Origin of the sequence: Streptomyces sp. NBC_00631 (genome assembly GCF_045206895.1) — a bacterium.
GTDB lineage: Bacteria > Actinomycetota > Actinomycetes > Streptomycetales > Streptomycetaceae > Streptomyces.
Genome location: NZ_CP107734.1, coordinates 2,839,737 through 2,856,436 on the forward strand (window position 1 = coordinate 2,839,737; position 16,700 = coordinate 2,856,436).

The window sequence follows — 16,700 nt, forward strand, 5'->3', positions numbered from 1 at the left end:
GTTCGCATCGGTTACAGCGGGTGCAGGAAGCGCTTGCTTGATGCATGTGGTTGAAGCGCTTCGACGATCGTCGTGAGGAAGGGCGCTAGCCCGCGTACGGGTCCGGGACTTCGCCCGGCCGGGCCAGGAACTCGAAGTCGCAGCCGGTGTCGGCCTGGGTGATCTGCTGGTCGTAGAGCGCGCCGTACCCGCGCTCGTACCGCACGGGCGGCGGCGTCCACGCGGCCCGGCGCCGGTCCAGCTCCTCCTCGTCCACGTTGAGCCGGAGGGTGCGGGCCGCGACGTCCAGGGTGACGGAGTCCCCGGTACGCACGAGTGCGAGGGGTCCGCCGACGTACGACTCGGGCGCGATGTGCAGCACGCAGGCGCCGTAACTGGTACCGCTCATCCGGGCGTCGGAGATCCGCACCATGTCCCGCACGCCCTGCTTGAGGAGGTGGTCGGGGATGGGCAGCATGCCGTACTCGGGCATGCCGGGGCCGCCCCTGGGCCCGGCGTTGCGCAGCACGAGCACGCTGTCCGCGGTGATCCCGAGGGACGGATCGTCGATGGTGCGCTGCATGGTCCGGTAGTCGTCGAAGACGACGGCCGGGCCGGTGTGCTTGAGCAGGTGCGGCTCGGCGGCGATGTGCTTGATGACCGCGCCGTCCGGGCAGAGGTTGCCGCGCAGCACGGCGACCCCGCCCTCGGCGGCCACCGGGTTGTCGCGGGGCCGGATGACGTCGTCGTCGTGCACCCGGGCGCCGGCGAGCTGCTCGCGGTAGGTGTCGTACGACACCGTGGGCCGGTCCAGGTGGAGCAGGTCGGGGATGCGGGAGAGGAAGCCGGGGAGGCCGCCCGCGAAGTGGAAGTCCTCCATGAGGTACGTCCGCCCGCCGGGGCGGACGTTGGCGAGGACGGGCACGGTGCGGGCGATGCGGTCGAAGTCGTCGAGGGTGAGCCGCACCCCCGCCCGTCCGGCCATGGCGATGAGGTGGATGACGGCGTTGGTGGAGCCGCCGAGCCCGAGGACGGTGGTGACCGCGTCCTCGAAGGCGTCACGGGTGAGGAGCTGGGAGAGCCGCCGGTCCCGGTGGACGAGTTCGACGATCCGCATCCCGGAGCCGGCGGCCATCCGGTCGTGCCCTGAGTCGACGGCCGGGATGCTGGACGCGCCCGGGACGGTCACGCCGAGCGCCTCGGCCGCGGCGGTGAGGGTGGAGGCCGTGCCCATCGTCATGCAGTGACCGGGCGACCGGGCCAGACCGCTCTCCAGCTCCAGCAGCTCGCAGTCACCGATGAGACCGGCGCGCTTGTCGTCCCAGTACTTCCACATGTCGGTGCCGGAGCCGAGGACCTCGCCCCGCCAGTGGCCGGGGAGCATGGGGCCCGCGGGCACGAAGACGGTCGGCAGGTCGACGGAGGCGGCGCCCATGAGGAGGGCCGGGGTGGACTTGTCGCAGCCGCCCATCAGCACGGCCCCGTCGACCGGGTACGACCTCAGCAGCTCCTCGGTCTCCATGGCGAGGAGGTTGCGGTAGAGCATCGGGGTCGGCTTCTGGAAGGTCTCCGAGAGGGTGGAGACCGGGAACTCCAGCGGGAATCCGCCGGCCTGCCAGACGCCCCGTTTGACCGCCTGCGCCCGGTCGCGGAGGTGCACATGGCAGGGGTTGATGTCCGACCAGGTGTTGAGGACGGCGATGACCGGCTTGCCGAGGTGCTCCTCGGGGAGGTAGCCGAGCTGGCGGGTGCGGGCGCGGTGGCTGAAGGAACGGAGGCCTTCGGTGCCGTACCACTGGTGGCTTCTGAGTTCCTCGGGTTTCTTCACAGGGACCATCCGGCGGCTATGGCGGCGACCTCGGCGCGCTCCGCCTCGGGCAGCTGCCTGCTGGGCGGGCGGACGTCGCGGCGGCAGAGGCCGAGGGAGGCGAGGGCCTCCTTGACGACGGTGACGTTGTCGGCGGAGCCGTTCGCGGCGCGGAGTTCCTCGAAGCGGCGGATCTGTTCCCAGACCTTCATGGCGGCCGGGTAGTCACCGGATCGAAGCGCTTCGATCATGTTCAGCGAAACGGCCGGGGCGACGTTCACCAGGCCGGAGGTGAAGCCGGTGGCACCGGCCGAGAAGTAGGAGGGCGCGTAGGGCTCGGCGAGCCCGGCGACCCAGACGAAGCGGTCGAGCCCCGCGTCACGGGTGAAGGCGGCGAACTTGGCGGCGTCCGGGACGGCGTACTTGACGCCGATCACGTTGGGGCAGGCGTCGGCGAGCTCGGCGAGGCGGGCGCCGGGGAGCTGGGCGTTGCGGACGTAGGGGACCACGCCGAGTTCGGGGACGGACGCGGCGATGGCCCGGTGGTAGTCGACCCAGCCGGACTGGGAGACGTACGGATGGACGGGCTGGTGGACCATCACCATCTGCGCGCCGTGCTCGCGGGCGTGCCGGGCGGCGGCGACCGCGGTCGCGATGTCGTGCCCGACCCCGACCAGGACGACCGCCCGGCCGCCGGCCTCGTCGAGCGTCGCCTCCGTGACGAGCTGCCGCTCCTGGGGGGCGAGGGCGTAGAACTCGCCGGTGTTGCCGTTGGGGGTGAGAGTGCGGACGCCGCCGTCGAGGAGCCGGCGCAGCAGGGCCCGGTGGGCGTCCTGGTCGACGCCGCCGTCCTCGGCGAAGGGGGTCACCGGGATGGCCACCACGTCGGCCAGGGCGGCCCGTTGGGTCTCGAACGCCGCGCTGCTCATTCCTGGCCCTCCTGCTCGGCTGCCTGGGGGAACGCTCGCTCCACGAAGGACGCGATGTGGGTGTGCAGGGTGCGGGCGGCGCCGTCGGCGTCGCCGTCCAGCGCCAGCCGCAGGATCTCGCGGTGCTCACCGGCCTCGTGTTCCCAGGAGGGGGAGGCGGCCCAGGCGACGGCGGAGACGAGGGCGGCCTGGTCGCGGACCTCGTCGAGCATCCGGCCGAGGAGCGGGTTGCCGCACGGGAGGTAGAGGGCGCGGTGGAAGTCGCGGTTGGCGAGGGAGCGTTCGGCGGTGTCGGTGGCCTGGTCGGCGCGAGTGAGGGCGGAGCGGGCGGCGTCGAGGGAGGCACCGCGCCGCACGGCCCGCCGGAGGGCCTCGGGTTCGAGAAGCAGCCGCACGTCGTAGACCTCACGCGCCATGTCCGCGTCCACCATGCGCACCGTGACGCCCTTGTACTGGCTCATCACGACCAGCCCCGTCCCGGCCAGGGTCTTGAGCGCCTCCCGCACGGGCGTCTTGGACACCCCGAACTGTGCGGCGAGTTCGGTCTCCACCAGGGCCTGACCGGGCGTCAGCTGCCCGGTGAGGATGCGGTGTTTGATCGCGTCCAGCACGAACTGCGTCCGCGACGGAATCGGCATGGGCACAGAGGTCATGCGCGCCTCTCGGGGTCACGTACCAGGTCCGGGACCTGATCTGACATATCTGATCTCGCGTATCACGTCTCATATATGACGTACGAAGTACGACGCGGACGAAGCTAGGAGGACGGCTGTGTTTCGTCAATGCTTCTGACAAAGATGGTGAGAGAGGGAGGGAGCCCGAGTCCGGGGCTCGGCAGCCATGACGGTTCTGATCACGGTGTGGGGAGCGTCGCCCGGAGTGGGCAAGTCGACGCTCTGCGCAGGACTGGCTCGATGGCTGGCCGAAGCGGGACTGCGGGTGGACCACTTCCGCGAGGAGGAGATCCTGACCAGGCCGCAGTTCGCCGAGGTGGCCGAGGCTTTCCGGACGACCGGCACCGTCGGCCCGCAGATGCTGACCGCGGCGACCGCCGAGTTCGTCGACTCGGCTCTGGTGAGCGGCGACGACGTGGTGATCGCGGACGCGCTGGTGCCGTTCGTGCCGACCCTGCTGGCCATGGGCCACGACGAGGGGACGATCGACGCGTTCATGATCGACCTCACCGAAGTGCTCGCGCCCGTTTCCCCGGTGATGGTCTTTCTCGACGGGAACGCCGAGTCCGCGTTGTCCCGAGCCGCCCGCCGGGAAGGAGAGGGATGGCTGGACCGGTATGTCGGAAAGCTGGCCCGGTACGAGGTGAGCCCTCCGGTGACGGACCTCGCGTCAGCGGTGCGGTACCTGGTGCGCGAGCGTGCGGTGACCCTTGACGCGGTCGCCCGGCGGGGATGGCACCTGGTTGTCGTCGAGCGAGCCGATGAGCTGCCCCCGAGCGATGTGCTGCGGGCCGCGCAACGGGCCCTGAGGCCGTGGCCGGCGGATCGGGGCGAGGGCGAGGCGGCCCGCGAAGAGGGACGCGACTGAGCCCCGCCCCGTCGAGCCGCCGCCGTTTCAGAAGCCCCTCGTCTCCCCCTCCCGGGCCACGCCGGTGGGTCGGCTCCACACCGCAGCCGCGCGGGCCGCCGCCATCTCGCGGGTCAGGGTCGGGCCCACATGGGTGATGAGCAGTTCCCGTGCTTCCGCCTGACGGGCTGTCCGTCCGGCGTCCTCCGGGGTCATGTGCACCCGTTCGCCTTCGCGATGCCTGTCGAGGTCGGCCTCGCACAGGAAGACGTCCGCCCGGGCGGCCAGCTCGGTCAGGGCGGCGCACGGGCCGCTGTCGCCGGAGTAGGCGAGCACGCTCCCCTGGCACTCGGCGCGCAACCCGTAGGCCTCGGTGCCGTGGGCCACCGCCCGGGTGACGAGCCGCAGGTTCCAGTGCTGGACGGCGTGGCCGTCGTACAGCGGCCGGAAGTCGAACACCCCGCTCAGGAAGGCCAGGTCCGGCCGGCCGAGGAAGCCGGCCAGCCGCTGGGCGCATTCCTGCGGCGCGTAGACCGGGATCGGTGCGGCCGGTGTCAGTCCGCCGAAGGCGTAGGCGTACGCGGCGGCCAGCAGGTCCGCGCTGTGATCCGCGTGCAGGTGCGAGAGCCAGATCGCCGTCAGCCGGGCCGGGTCCGTGTGCCGCTGCAACTCCGCGAAGGTTCCCGTCCCGGCGTCCACCCACACCTCGGCGCCTCCGCCCCGCAGCAGGTAACCGGAGCACGGGCGGCCGGGCCGGGGGTGGGGGGAGGCGGTACCGAGGACGGTGAGGCTCAAGGGCATGGCGAGGAGAGTACGGATCCGGGTCCCCGCCCGCTCACCGGTTGCGTCCTTCTACGGCTTCCGTCCCGGGTCCCGGCCGCTCGGCCCCACCGCCCGGTCCAGCAGCCGCGCGTCCTCCGGCACCGGCACGAGGGGCCCGAACGGGCCGCGGCACTCGCGGAGCGGGTGACGGGCGGGAGGCCGGCCCCGCGGGTGACAGGTCGCGCGGCCGGCATGCCCCCTCTACTGCCCCTGGCCTGCCCGCAGCACGTCGCGCAGAACGCGGATGACGTCCGGTATCCCCTCGAGGACCTTCAGCGCGTATTCCGCCGGGTTCTTCGCGTGCAGCGACCCGCGCACCAGGACGAACGCCAGTGTGCCGGCCAGGGGCAAGATCACCGCCAGCCCAAGGATCAGAAACGTGTTCACGGTCCGTGCCACCCTCTCCTGCGTGCCGGCGCCTGCCGCCGACAACGGAAAGGTCCAGCCGGGGCGCTGCGCACCCGATGCGGCAGGCGATGCGGCTCGCTGCAATTGCGCATCACGGGGAGCGGCGCGTCGCTACCCTGGCGTTCATGGGGGACGGGACAGACATGGCAGACATGACAGACATGCACGACGATCTGGTGGTCGTCATGGAGGCGGTCCTGCGCAAGCGCACCGCCCCTCACGACCAGCTCTGCGCCGCACTCACCGCGTGCCGACAACTGCCTTTTTTCCAACGCACGTTGGCCAAACTGGGGTCCATCTCCCGCGAGTCCGAGGCCAAGTGGGCCGTGGACAGCGTCCGCTCCCGGCTGCGCCACACCCTTCCGGGCAGTTCGCACGAGGTGGCAGCGGAACTCGCGATCACACCCGATCAGGGAACCGTCCTGCGCTGCGTCCTCGCCGGCATGTCCGCGGCGCAGGCTGTCAAGCAGATCGACGAGGGCAGGCGCCCGCACCCCACCACCGCCACGCGCTGGATGGGCGACACGGCGTCGCTGCTGGCCGACTGGCTGTTGCGCGACCGGGAGGGCGACCACCCCTGGTCCGACGTGGACGTGCGCGCCTACCTGGACCGGCTGACCCGCCACTGCGAACAGTCGCCCGGCTGGTTCCCCGAGGGCCTGCGCTTCACCGACGTCCTCCAGCGGGTCACCGTGCACCCGCCGCAGCGCGACGACGACCGGGCGCCCGCGCCCGCCGAGGGCAGCGGGGCCGAGACGCCTGTCAAAGGACCGCAGGACTCCTACGCCGCCCCGCTGCGGATGCCCTGGCGCATCGCGATCCGGCAGTTCCGGCACATCCTGCTGGTCGGCGAGGCCGGCTCGGGCAAGAGCTGGGCAGTGCGCTCCCGCTGCCTCGAACTGGCCCGACAGCGCGCCGAGCGGGTGCAGGACTCCCCGATCCCCGTACTGGTCCTCGCGCCGAAGCTGGAGGAGGTGCTGGCCGAGGACCGCCGCGACAGCCGCCGCGCCCCGCTGCCCGACCTGATCGCGGCCGCCATGCCCGACGAGGTGGCCGCCGACGACCGCTGCGTGGACCTGGTCCGCCACCTGCTGCAGGAACGCGCGGCGGTGGAACTCCTCATCGACGGCTATGACGAACTCCGCGACGAGAAACCGCTGTTGGCTCAGCGGCTGGACAGGATCACGGAACTGCTCTCGCCGCGCAGCGGCAACCTGGTGCTCACCAGCCGTCCGGCCTCCGTCCCGCAGCGGCGGTTCGCCCGCCAGACCACCACCTGCATGATCCAGCCCTTCGCCGAGCGCGAGCAACTCCAGTTCGTGCAGAACTGGTTCGCCGAGGCACCGGGGACCGCCCGGCGCATCCAGCGGCTCATCCGCGAACGTCGTCTGGAGTTCCTGCGCACCCCTCTGCTCCTTGCCCTCTTCTGCACGGCGGCCGGCGGCGCCGCCACCCCACCGCAGAGCGAGCACGACCTCTGGTACCGCGCCCTGCTCCGCCTCGCCAGCGACGAGGACCGTTACGACCAGGTGAGCGAGGGCAGCGAGAAGGTGCGGCTGCGGCTGGAGGTCCTCAAGAACGCCGCCGCCCTGTTCCACGACGAGCGGGGGCTGCTGGACACTGTCCCGGTATCCACCGTGGAGGATGCGCTCGGGGCCACGTCCGCCTGGGCCGACCTCGGGCGCATCACCACCTGCGACACGGTCGTGGAGGACCTGGTCGCCACTGGCATCGTCCGCAAGGCGCTCGGCGACCACGCACAGAGCCTGGAATTCCTGCACAGCGCCATCCGCGACTACCTGATCGCCGATGCACTGGCGGCGGACGGCAGTTGGGCCGACCACGTCTGGCGCGTCTGGTCCCAGCCGGAGTGGGAGCCCGTCATCGGCTACGTGGGTGCCCTCGTCGCCGACCCCGACCCGCTGCTCCTCGCCCTCCAACACCACTATGACGACGACCCGTTGAACGCGGCCCGGTTCACCGCGGGCCGGGTGCTCGCCGTGTCGGCCGCCGCTGCCAGCCCCGGGCACCGCAGCCGGGTACGCGACGAACTCCTCGTCATGCTCGACTCGCTCGATCCCATCGACCGCAACCGCAGCGCCCAGCTCCTGGCTGGGCTCCAGGACCCCGAGACCGCCCAGCTCCTGCGGGACCTCGTGCATCCCGCCGCACCCAGCCGGGTGATCACCGCCGCGCTGACCGCCATCGCCGGCGGGGCTTCCGCGCAGTCACTCGACACCCTGACGAGCTGCGCGCGCGACGGCGACTTCACCATCGGCGAGCGCGAGGCGGCCGTCGAGTCCCTGGCCGAGACAGGCTCGGCGCACGCCCTGCGACTACTCGGCGACCTCGCGGACGATCCCGGGGCTGCCCCGGCCGTGCGCGCGTGCGCCGCGTTCTCCGCCCTGCGCCTGTTCGGCCACGACGATCTCGCCCGCCGTCTCCTTCAGCAGTCCGACGAGGAGTCCCGGCCCTGCCGCTGGTCGCTCGCGGAGCGGGTGGTACGCGGCGAGACCGGCCGGCCGCTCATCGCCGAAGTACAGGCCGGCCGCCTGGAGGTGCAGGACGCCTACTGCCGCGCGCTCCTCCTGAGCGTCGACGGAGCGACCGAGGAGTCCGTGGCGGCACTGGCCGAAGCTCTGCCGTCCGACGACATCGTGGACACCTGCGCCCGGGCTGTCGAGGCGGTCCGGGCCGCGGTCGCCACCGACCCCTTGACGGCCACCTGCGCGCGCTTCCTCCTCAATTCGGGCCAGCCGGCCCAACTGCGGTGGCGCATGGCGCAACTCGTGCTCGGTACCGAGGAGCTGGTCGCAGCGGCGCTCTGGAACGAGTTCACGAGCCAGTTCAACGCCTCCGCCACCGCCCTCGTCGTGGACTTCCTGGTGCTGGAGACCGTGCGCCTGCCTGCGCCGCTCGGCGACCGCCTCGCCGACGACATCGCGTCCGGCCTCTTCGGCGGCAGCGCAACCGACGCCCTCGCCAAGTACCGTGCCGCCACCGCGCTGGAGGGCGAGGCGCCCGAGCCACCCGCGCACGGGCAGGACGCCGCGCCGCCGCCGGCCTCGGAGCAGGAGACACCGAGCCTGGAAAAGGCACTCACCGCCTCCACGCCCATGCAGTCCCAGTACCAGCTGCTGCGCGATCTGCGCAGGACGATTCCCCGTGAGGGGGCCGTCCGCGAACTCGCCGCGTCGCTCACGCACGCTGTCACCACGACCGAGGCCACCAGCTGGATCGACGCCCAGCCGGCCATGGCGCCCACGGTGGAGAAGCGTCTGGTGGCCGCGCTGCGTCACTCTGCCGCGTCCTTCACCCTGGCCCGGCTGCGAGCCCGCTGGCCGGGCCGCCACACCGAGGTGGGCATCACCCGGCCGAGCCTGGAGTTCGGCTACCTGGACGCGCGCGCCGAGGCTGCGCTGCTGGCAGGTGACCTGGACGAGGCGGCGACCCTCGCACTCGCCTCCATCGGGGCACGCCAGGGCGAACTCGGGCTCCCTGCACCGGAGGTGTACGCGACGCTGTTCGCGGCGAGCGGCAGCCCCCAGGGGGTGCACAGCGCCTTCCGTAAGGTGTCCACGTACCTCGCCTCCCGCAAGGTGAACACGATCGCCTCCATCCTGCTCAACGCCTGGCGGGCGGCGGCAGCAGCCCAGTACGCACAGGTAAGGGAGCAACTCGGCCTGCTCCCGCCGTACGTCCTGGCCGTCGACGCCGAGGCGGCCGGCCTCGGCTACTGTGCGGGCCTCCTCGGGGAGGACGCCTTCGAGTCGGTGATTTCGTGGGCCGGATGCAGGCGGACATCAGCTCTGCTGACCGCCCTCACGCACTTCCGGAATTCGTCGCTCGTCACGGAGCGGATCACGAGCGCCATCGGCCTGGCCGACCGGCGGGCCGCCGCGCTCGCGGACCGCTGGCCCGACCCCGGCCTGTCCTCGCCCGGCCAGGGCGGGGCGCCCCGCTGGACCGACACACTGCTGCGGATGGCGGCCCGACTGCTGTACCAGGGACGCTCCACGACCGCCGCCGAGATCTACGCCGCCGCCGTCCTGGAGGAGCCCACGCACCCCGCCCTCGTCAACAACCTGGGCTTCTGTCAGATGCCGGACGATCCGGACACGGCGATGGAGACCCTGGAACGCGCGGCCACCCTCTTCGTGCAGCCGTTCGGCGTCAATGTCGCCAACCGCATGCTCCTGCACTCCGTGAAGGGCGACGCCCGAGCGGTGCTCGCCCTCGGCGAGGACTACTACCAGCGCGGCATCCGGGACACCGGCAACCCGTATCTGTGGGAGATGGACGACCCCCGGCAACTGCGTGAGTATCCCGACTCGTTGGGTTACATCATCGAACTTTCCAGAAGAGCCGCATTCCAACTGGACCTGCCCGATGCCGTCGAAGAGTGGGAGCGGCGCCACCGCTTGCACTACCCGCGTGAACAATCTCCCGAAGAGAGGTAGACGGACGTGGACGAACTGCTGCCCTCGCCCGCCGAGGTCCGCTGCCTGCTCGCCCAGCAAGTCGAATTGCGACTCTACGTGCTCTTCGAGCTGATGAACCTGCCGATCGAGAACGAGCTGGTACGCCAGAGCATCTCCTACCGGGACGAGCGCTTCCTGCACAAGCTCAGGGCTCTCGTCCCTGCCGAGGAGCTCCAGCGCGCCTCCCGCCAGGGCCGACTCGTCCTTGAGGACCTCATCGCCGCCCGCCCCTACATCGAGACGGTGTACATCATGGAGACCGCCAGGGCCATCGGCGAGATACAGCGGCTCCCGCGGAACGCCAAGGCTCAGGGCGCCGCGGAATAAGGCGTGGGCGGCATGACGTCCACGTCCAGGCCCGCCGCCTCCATCGCCTTGTACACCCGGTCCGCCTCGGAGCCCGTGAGCCGCTGCACGTACTCGATGCCGTCGAGGTGGTCGATCTCGTGCTGGAGCACGCGGGCCAGATCGTCCCCGGCCTGGATCAGCACCCGGTGACCCGTCGGGGTCAGGGCACGCACCAGGACCTTGCGCGGCCGGCCCACGACGGCCCGCGAGCCCGGCAGGTTGAGCGACAGGCACCCCTCCCGGTGGTGGTACCACCCCTCGCTCGACAGGAGTTCCGCGTTCACCAGCACACCGGGGGCCCGGTCGGCGAGGCCGTGCACCAGTACCCGCACGTCGGCGCCCACCTGATTCGCCGCCAGCCCGATGCCACCCGCCCGGCCCAGGGTGGTCACCATCCGCTCCGTGAGCGGTCGTAGCAGGTCAACCGGTCCGGAGAAATGCCGGGTGGGGGCGTGCAGCACCGGGGTTCCCACCGGAACGCAGCCGATCCTACCGACACCCTCCACCCGGTCGGCGGGCCACAACTCCGCCGGCGGCTCGCTCGTGGCCGCCGCCACGCCGGGCGCGGAGGGCGTGGCGAGCAGTGCCCGGGCATGAGCGATGCGTCTGTTGGCGGTGGCGATCCTCCGACCGCACGCGCAGGTGGCGCGGTGGTCGAGCAGAGCGCCGCTCACCGCGAAGATCCAGTACTGGTTGACAGCTTTGCACGGGCCGCCGCCCCAGCGCCGCGGACACGGCGCCTCCTGACCACGCCGCCCGTTTCCCATACCTGCCCCCTGCCGGAATCGTAGCGGCAGGGGCACGGTCGGGCGGCGCGTCGCCGTAGGCCGCCAGGCCCTTCCAGCTCGTGCACCGTGCTCTACGACCACGCTGACCACGGGAGTACTCACCTCGTTCCGGTGGCCGTTGTAAGGCATCTGCCCGATCCCCGTACCCCCGCCTTAGACCCACCATGACCAGGCATGACGACCTCCTCCTGGGCCGTGGTCCGCCTGCTGCGCGACCGCAACGCCGTCCTGTACCTCACCGGCGTCGTGGTGTCCGGCTTCGGCACCTCCGCGCTCTGGCTGGTGTCCGGTGTCTGGGTCAAGGACCTCACCGGCTCCGACGGCCTCGCCGCCCTGTGCACCGCCGCGCTCTGGGCCCCCACCCTCCTCGGCCCCGTCCTCGGCACGCTCGCCGACCGCGTCCGCCGCAGACCCCTGGTGATCCTCACGAACCTCGGCCTCGCCCTCCTCCTGCTGCCCCTGTGGACGGTCGCCTCCCCCGCCTCCGTGTGGCTGCTCTTCGCCGTCCTCGTCCTGTACGGCGCGGCGGGCGTCGTCGAGGACGCGGCCACCTCCGCCCTGGTCGTCGCCGCCGTCGACCCGGCGCTCCTCGGTGACTTCAACGGGCTGCGGATGACCGCGCGCGAGGGCATGAAGCTGGTCGCCCCGCTGACCGGCGCCGCGCTGTACACGGCGTACGGCGGGCCGAGCGTGGCGCTGCTGGACGCCTGCACCTTCGTGCTGGCGGCCGGGCTGTGCGCGCTGCTCCGGGTACGGGAGGAGCGGCCCGAGTGGCCCGCGCGGGCTCCCGGCACCTGGCGGCGGCAGTCCGCCGAGGGGGTCCGGCTGCTGTGGGCGCACCCGGCCCTGCGGCCGCTGGTCCGGGCCGGCGGCGTCACGATGTGCCTCGCCTCGCTCGGCAGCAGCCTGAACTACGCCGTCGTGGCCGCCCTCGGCCACTCCCCCGCCTACACGGGGGTGATGTACGCCGTCCAGGGCGTCGGCTCGGTCGGCGTCGGGCTGGTCTCGGGGACCGCGCTGCGGCGGCTCGGGGAGCGGCGGTTCGCGGCGTACGGGATCGCGCTGACCGGGGTGGCGGTGGCCGGCCGTGCGGTGCCGTGCGACATGGCACTGCTCGCCTGCAGTCTCGCCGGCGGTCTCGGCCTCCCCTGTGTGCTGATCGCCGCCCACACCGCCGTACAGCGCGCGATCCCGGCCGCCGCGCTGGGGCGGGCGACCGCGACGGCCGACACGCTGATGTTCACACCGAACGTGCTCGGACTGGCCGCCGGGGCCGCTCTCGTCGAACTCGTCGACCACCGGCTGCTGTTGCCGGTCTTCGGTGGCGCACTCCTGGTCACTGCCCGGTCACTGGCTCAGCGCAACGCCTCCCGCACCGCGGCCAGGTCCCCGTCGGACGCCAACCCGGCGTGATACAGCCGCAGTTCGGTCGCGCCGCGGGCGCGGGCCCGCTCCGCGTCCGCCGCGAGGGTCCCGGGGCTGCCGCCCATCCCGGAGACCACCGTGAAGTTGGCGGCGAGGACCGTGTCCCCGCGTGCGTGCTCGGCGAAGGGTGTCAGCAGGGCCGTACCGCCCGCGCAGGGCACCACGACGCCGTCCGCGACGGACAGGATCCAGGCCGGGTCCACTCCGGCGTTGGCTCCGCAGTGGTACGTCACCGGGTCGGCGTGGAGGAGGACCTGGAAGCCCGCGGGCGCCGCGGCGCGTACGGCGGCCACGGCTGTCTCCTGGAGCGTGCGGGCCTGCCCGTCGCGCCACGCGCGCGTGGCCGCCGCCACCGGCTCGCCGAGCAGCTTCTCCACCGTCGGCCAGCCGGCGTCGTCGCCGGTGCCCCGCCACAGCGGCTCCAGCGCCTCCCGGACGGCGGCGGCCAGTTCGTCGGTGTCCAGGCCCTGTTCGCCGTACCCGGTCCGGCAGGCCGGGCAGAAGCAGAGCGCCATCAGGTACTGGCCGGCGTCCCCGAGGCCGACCCCGGCCGTCTTGTCGTGGGCGTGCAGGTGCTGGAGGCCGTACCAGCCGAGGGACTCCAGTTCGGTGCCGGCCGCGCCGGGGCGCACGGCGGCCTCGGCGGCGAGGTCGGCGAGGTACGCGCGCGTGGCGGGCTGGGCGATGCAGGGTGCCCAGGGGTAGCGGTCGCCGTAGGCGTTGACGACCGAGGTGTCCGGGCGGTCGGCGCCCAGGCGGGAGTTGTGGGCGAGGATCACCCAGGTGTGGACGTCGAGTCCGGCGCCGCGCAGGGCTTTCGCCGCCTCGCCGTAGGCGTCGCCGCGGGCCCAGTCGCCGGCCGGGTAGGGGCGCAGCTCGCGGTCCGTCCAGCGGTCGTCCACCGGGTAGTAGACGGCCGCGTGTTCGGCCGTGACGATGCGGTGGCGGGGGTGGCGGGGGGTCAGCGCGCGGGTGGAGTGGTAGGCGGATGCCAGGGTCACCTGGTCGACGCCGAGCGCGGCGATGCGGTCCGGGGCCTCGGGGTCCCCGTTGACGTCCCAGGGGTAGACGAAGGCCGACCTCCGCAGGCGCCCCGCCCCGGTTCCTCCCGACGGCGTCACGCGTCCTCCTCCAGCAGTGCGTACCCGCGCTCGATCAGCTGGGCGAGCTGCTTCACATGGTCCTCGGCCGGTTCGTGCAGCGGGGGGCGGACCTCGCCGACGTCCAGGCCGCGCAGCCGTACCCCGGCCTTGACGAGCGAGACGGCGTATCCCCGGCCCTGGGCGCGGAGTTCGACGAACGGGCGGTAGAAGCCGTCGAGCAGGCGGTCCGCCGTCGCCCGGTCCCCCTCGCGCAGGGCCGTGTGGAAGGCGAGGGCGATCTCGGGGACGAAGCAGAAGACGGCGGAGGAGTAGAGGTCGATGCCGATGGCCCGGTAGGCGAGCTGGGTCTGTTCGGCGGTGGGCAGGCCGTTGAAGTAGAGGAAGCCGCCGGGGACCTCGGTACGCACGGCGCTGACGATGCGCTGCATGAGGTCCAGGTCGCCGAGGCCGTCCTTGAAGCCGATGACGCCCTCGGTGCGGGCGAGTTCGACGACCGTGGGCGGGGTGAACACGGCGTTGTCGCGCTGGTAGACGATCACGGGGAGGCCGGTGGCCGCCGCCACCTCCCGGTAGTGCCGCAGCAGGCCCTCCTGGCCGGCGACCACCAGGTAGGGCGGCATGGCGAGGAGGCCGTCGGCGCCCGCGGCCTCGGCGAGACGCGCGTAGCGGACGGCGAGCGCGGTGCCGTAGCCGGCGCCGGCGACCACCGGTACCCGTTCGTCGGCCGCCGCCACGGCCGCGCCCACGCAGGCTTCGAACTCCTCCGGCAGCAGCGCGTGGAACTCCCCCGTGCCGCAGCAGGCGAACACCGCGGCGGCGCCGGCCTCGACGCCCCGGCGGACGTGCTCGCGGTAGGCGTCGAGGTCGAGGGAGCCGTCGGGGCCGTAGGCGGTGACGGGGAAGAAGAGCGGCCCGCGCGGGTCGCGGAGCCGGGCGGCGAGAGGGGCTGGCGTCACGGGCGCTCCCTGTCGATGCATGCCTTTATAAGTGCATGTCTCTGATCGGTGTCCATATTCATGAACGCGACCACGTTACGAGGCCTCATTGCCGCCGGTCAAGCCGGGAAACGGGCAACACGCAGACGGATTACCGCACCCCACGGCACACTTGACTCCGTACGCCCCAGCTCCCTAGCGTGTCCATGAATGTGAATGCCATACACGGACGCGACCGGCGCTGATCCAAGGAGACCGTGGATGCCCACTCCCCGCACGCTACTGCTCACCGGTGCCGCCGGCGGACTCGGCACCCTGATGCGGTCCCTGCTCCCGGAGTACGGCTACGAGCTGCGCCTGTTCGACGTGCGCCCGATCGAGGGCGAACCGGACGCCATCACCGCCGACCTCGGCGACCAGGACGCGGTGCGGGCAGCGGTGCGGGGCGTGGACGCGGTCCTCCACCTCGCGGGGATCTCCCTGGAGGCCCCCTTCGAGAAGATCCTCCGCTCGAACATCGAGGGCACCTACAACCTGTACGAGGCCGCCCGCGAGGCCGGCGTGCCGCGCGTCGTCTTCGCCTCCTCCAACCACGCCGTCGGCTTCACCCCGGCCCCGCAGGCCGGTGACCCCCTCGTCCCGATCGACACCCCGCGCCGCCCGGACACCTTCTACGGCCTGTCCAAGTCGTTCGGCGAGGACCTCGCCCAGCTCTACTGGGACAAGCACGGCCTGGAGACGGTCTCCGTCCGCATCGGCTCCTGCTTCGCGGAGCCGGCCGACGTGCGGATGCTCTCGGTGTGGATGAGCCCCGCCGACGGCGCCCGCCTCTTCCACGCGGCCCTGACCGCCGAGGAGGTCGGCCACACCGTCGTCTACGGCTCCTCCGCCAACACGAGGCTGTGGTGGGACCTGACCACCGCGCGGGCGCTCGGCTACGAGCCGCAGGACGACTCCGAGCAGTTCGCCGCCAAGCTGATCGCCGAGCACGGCGAGCTGGACCCGGAGAAGCCGGCCCACACCCACCTCGGCGGCCGCTTCGTCGACGACCCGCCGATCTGGCCGTACTGAACGGCCGCACCGAGGGCGGGCTCCACGGCCGGACCGACACCGACGGCCGTACCGAAAACGATCGCTCACGACGGCGGGCGGGCACCGAACGGGCCCGCCCGCCGTCGTGTTCGGGCACGGATCATGCCCGATCTCACGTGGCCCACAGCAGCGCCCCAGGTCCGAGACGGGCACGCCGCCGCGCAATCGGGCACATCCGGGCAGCATCGGACCGGCAACAGGCCTGGTCAGCGTCGTGCGCCGGAGGTACAACTTCCCCCATGGCCCGAACGGGCAGCTCCACAGGGAAGTGGGTGAGGGCATGAGCACCAGGACGGCGGAAGAGCGCCAGCGCGAGATCGTGCGGGCCGCCCGGACCACCGGCTCCGTGGACGTCACCGCGCTCGCCGCCGAGCTGGGCGTGGCCAAGGAGACCATCCGGCGCGATCTGCGCGCCCTGGAGGACCACGGGCTGGTGCGGCGCACCCACGGCGGCGCCTACCCGGTGGAGAGCGCCGGTTTCGAGACCACGCTCGCCTTCCGGTCGACCAGCCATGTCCCGGAGAAGCGCCGGATCGCGTCCGCCGCCGCCGAGCTGCTGGGCGACGCCGAGACCGTCTTCGTCGACGAGGGCTTCACCCCCCAGCTGATCGCCGAGGCGCTGCCCGGGGACCGGCCGCTGACCGTGGTCACCGCGTCCCTGCCGGTGGCGGGCGCGCTCGCCGAGGCCGAGAACGTGTCCGTACTGCTGCTCGGCGGCCGGGTCCGCTCCGGCACCCTCGCCACGGTCGACCACTGGACGACGAAGATGCTCGCCGGCTTCGTCATCGACCTCGCCTACATCGGTGCCAACGGCATCACCCGCGAACACGGCCTCACCACCCCCGACCCGGCCGTCAGCGAGGTGAAGGCGCAGGCGATCCGGGCCGCGCGCCGCACGGTCTTCGCGGGCGTGCACACCAAGTTCGGGGCGGTCAGCTTCTGCCGGTTCGCGGAGATAGGCGAGCTGGAAGCCATCGTCACCAGCACCCTGCTGCCCGCCTCCGAGGCCCACCGCTACTCGCTCCAGGGCCCGCAGGTCATCCGCGTCTGACACCCCGGACA

General features: G+C 72.4%; 14 protein-coding genes and 1 pseudogene. 6 read left to right on the forward strand and 9 right to left on the reverse strand.

The genetic code is table 11. The features are described from left to right. Positions 1-85 precede the first annotated feature (85 nt). The 3 genes from araD to OHB00_RS13030 are packed head-to-tail and all read right to left on the reverse strand — an operon-like array spanning position 86 to position 3,368. Positions 86-1,816 (reverse strand): L-arabinonate dehydratase, encoded by a 1,731-nt coding sequence (araD, locus tag OHB00_RS13020; RefSeq protein ID WP_406434416.1) that lies wholly within the window; start codon positions 1,814-1,816, stop codon positions 86-88. After that, the gene (locus OHB00_RS13025) at positions 1,804-2,715 is read right to left on the reverse strand and encodes a dihydrodipicolinate synthase family protein (RefSeq protein WP_406434418.1); all 912 of its coding nucleotides are present in this window, start codon (positions 2,713-2,715) and stop codon (positions 1,804-1,806) included. Before OHB00_RS13025 ends, araD begins: the two co-directional genes overlap by 13 nt. Further along, positions 2,712-3,368, reverse strand: coding sequence for a GntR family transcriptional regulator (locus OHB00_RS13030; RefSeq protein WP_406434420.1), 657 nt, complete (start codon positions 3,366-3,368; stop codon positions 2,712-2,714). Before OHB00_RS13030 ends, OHB00_RS13025 begins: the two co-directional genes overlap by 4 nt. Positions 3,369-3,555: 187 nt before the next feature. Here OHB00_RS13030 and OHB00_RS13035 point away from each other — a divergent pair, with 187 nt between their 5' ends. Next, positions 3,556-4,257 carry a hypothetical protein gene (locus tag OHB00_RS13035; protein WP_406434422.1) on the forward strand — a complete coding sequence of 234 codons (702 nt, stop codon included), beginning with the start codon at positions 3,556-3,558 and terminating at the stop codon, positions 4,255-4,257. A gap of 27 nt (positions 4,258-4,284) precedes the next feature. On the opposite strand, the gene OHB00_RS13040 is transcribed toward OHB00_RS13035, so the two are convergent. The 3 genes and pseudogenes from OHB00_RS13040 to OHB00_RS13050 all read right to left on the reverse strand — a co-directional run bounded on the left by OHB00_RS13040 (position 4,285) and on the right by OHB00_RS13050 (position 5,445). Further along, positions 4,285-5,037 (reverse strand): MBL fold metallo-hydrolase, encoded by a 753-nt coding sequence (locus OHB00_RS13040; RefSeq protein ID WP_406434424.1) that lies wholly within the window; start codon positions 5,035-5,037, stop codon positions 4,285-4,287. 51 nt (positions 5,038-5,088) lie between these two features. Beyond that, a pseudogene (locus OHB00_RS13045) lies at positions 5,089-5,184 on the reverse strand (TIGR03086 family protein); the annotation flags it as partial. 75 nt (positions 5,185-5,259) lie between these two features. Then, a complete protein-coding gene (locus tag OHB00_RS13050; protein WP_406434426.1) occupies positions 5,260-5,445 on the reverse strand; it encodes a hypothetical protein in 186 nt (61 codons plus the stop codon). A 164-nt stretch (positions 5,446-5,609) separates the two neighbouring features. Here OHB00_RS13050 and OHB00_RS13055 point away from each other — a divergent pair, with 164 nt between their 5' ends. Continuing rightward, positions 5,610-9,926, forward strand: a complete 4,317-nt coding sequence (locus OHB00_RS13055; RefSeq protein ID WP_406434428.1) for an NACHT domain-containing protein — start codon at positions 5,610-5,612, stop codon at positions 9,924-9,926. A 6-nt stretch (positions 9,927-9,932) separates the two neighbouring features. Continuing rightward, positions 9,933-10,274 carry a hypothetical protein gene (locus OHB00_RS13060; protein ID WP_406434430.1) on the forward strand — a complete coding sequence of 114 codons (342 nt, stop codon included), beginning with the start codon at positions 9,933-9,935 and terminating at the stop codon, positions 10,272-10,274. Here the strand turns inward: OHB00_RS13060 and OHB00_RS13065 are convergent. Beyond that, complete coding sequence (locus OHB00_RS13065; RefSeq protein ID WP_406434432.1) at positions 10,256-10,969, reverse strand: peptide deformylase; 714 nt, start codon at positions 10,967-10,969, stop codon at positions 10,256-10,258. The genes OHB00_RS13060 and OHB00_RS13065 overlap by 19 nt on opposite strands. A 288-nt stretch (positions 10,970-11,257) precedes the next feature. On the opposite strand from OHB00_RS13065, the gene OHB00_RS13070 reads away from it, so the two are divergent. Continuing rightward, entirely contained in the window at positions 11,258-12,496 is a 1,239-nt protein-coding gene (locus tag OHB00_RS13070) for an MFS transporter (protein WP_406434434.1), read from the forward strand. On the opposite strand, the gene OHB00_RS13075 is transcribed toward OHB00_RS13070, so the two are convergent. Further along, positions 12,439-13,596 (reverse strand): hypothetical protein, encoded by a 1,158-nt coding sequence (locus tag OHB00_RS13075; protein WP_406445753.1) that lies wholly within the window; start codon positions 13,594-13,596, stop codon positions 12,439-12,441. The genes OHB00_RS13070 and OHB00_RS13075 overlap by 58 nt on opposite strands. Before the next feature lie 29 nt (positions 13,597-13,625). Next, positions 13,626-14,567, reverse strand: coding sequence for a 5-dehydro-4-deoxyglucarate dehydratase (locus tag OHB00_RS13080; protein WP_406434436.1), 942 nt, complete (start codon positions 14,565-14,567; stop codon positions 13,626-13,628). Positions 14,568-14,807: 240 nt separating this feature from the next. On the opposite strand from OHB00_RS13080, the gene OHB00_RS13085 reads away from it, so the two are divergent. Continuing rightward, on the forward strand, positions 14,808-15,617 hold the full coding sequence (locus OHB00_RS13085; protein ID WP_406434438.1) for an NAD-dependent epimerase/dehydratase family protein: 810 nt from the start codon (positions 14,808-14,810) through the stop codon (positions 15,615-15,617). A gap of 301 nt (positions 15,618-15,918) precedes the next feature. Beyond that, complete coding sequence (locus OHB00_RS13090) at positions 15,919-16,689, forward strand: DeoR/GlpR family DNA-binding transcription regulator (protein ID WP_181806415.1); 771 nt, start codon at positions 15,919-15,921, stop codon at positions 16,687-16,689. Positions 16,690-16,700 lie beyond the last annotated feature (11 nt).

What these genes read in the sequence shown, in the direction of transcription:
- araD (WP_406434416.1), bottom strand. Translation starts at nt 1,816, where the DNA reads ATGGTCCCTGTGAAGAAACCCGAGGAACTCAGAAGCCACCAGTGGTAC.
- OHB00_RS13025 (WP_406434418.1), bottom strand. Translation starts at nt 2,715, where the DNA reads ATGAGCAGCGCGGCGTTCGAGACCCAACGGGCCGCCCTGGCCGACGTG.
- OHB00_RS13030 (WP_406434420.1), bottom strand. Translation starts at nt 3,368, where the DNA reads ATGACCTCTGTGCCCATGCCGATTCCGTCGCGGACGCAGTTCGTGCTG.
- OHB00_RS13035 (WP_406434422.1), top strand. Translation starts at nt 3,556, where the DNA reads ATGACGGTTCTGATCACGGTGTGGGGAGCGTCGCCCGGAGTGGGCAAG.
- OHB00_RS13040 (WP_406434424.1), bottom strand. Translation starts at nt 5,037, where the DNA reads ATGCCCTTGAGCCTCACCGTCCTCGGTACCGCCTCCCCCCACCCCCGG.
- OHB00_RS13055 (WP_406434428.1), top strand. Translation starts at nt 5,610, where the DNA reads ATGGCAGACATGACAGACATGCACGACGATCTGGTGGTCGTCATGGAG.
- OHB00_RS13070 (WP_406434434.1), top strand. Translation starts at nt 11,258, where the DNA reads ATGACGACCTCCTCCTGGGCCGTGGTCCGCCTGCTGCGCGACCGCAAC.
- OHB00_RS13085 (WP_406434438.1), top strand. Translation starts at nt 14,808, where the DNA reads ATGCCCACTCCCCGCACGCTACTGCTCACCGGTGCCGCCGGCGGACTC.
- OHB00_RS13090 (WP_181806415.1), top strand. Translation starts at nt 15,919, where the DNA reads ATGAGCACCAGGACGGCGGAAGAGCGCCAGCGCGAGATCGTGCGGGCC.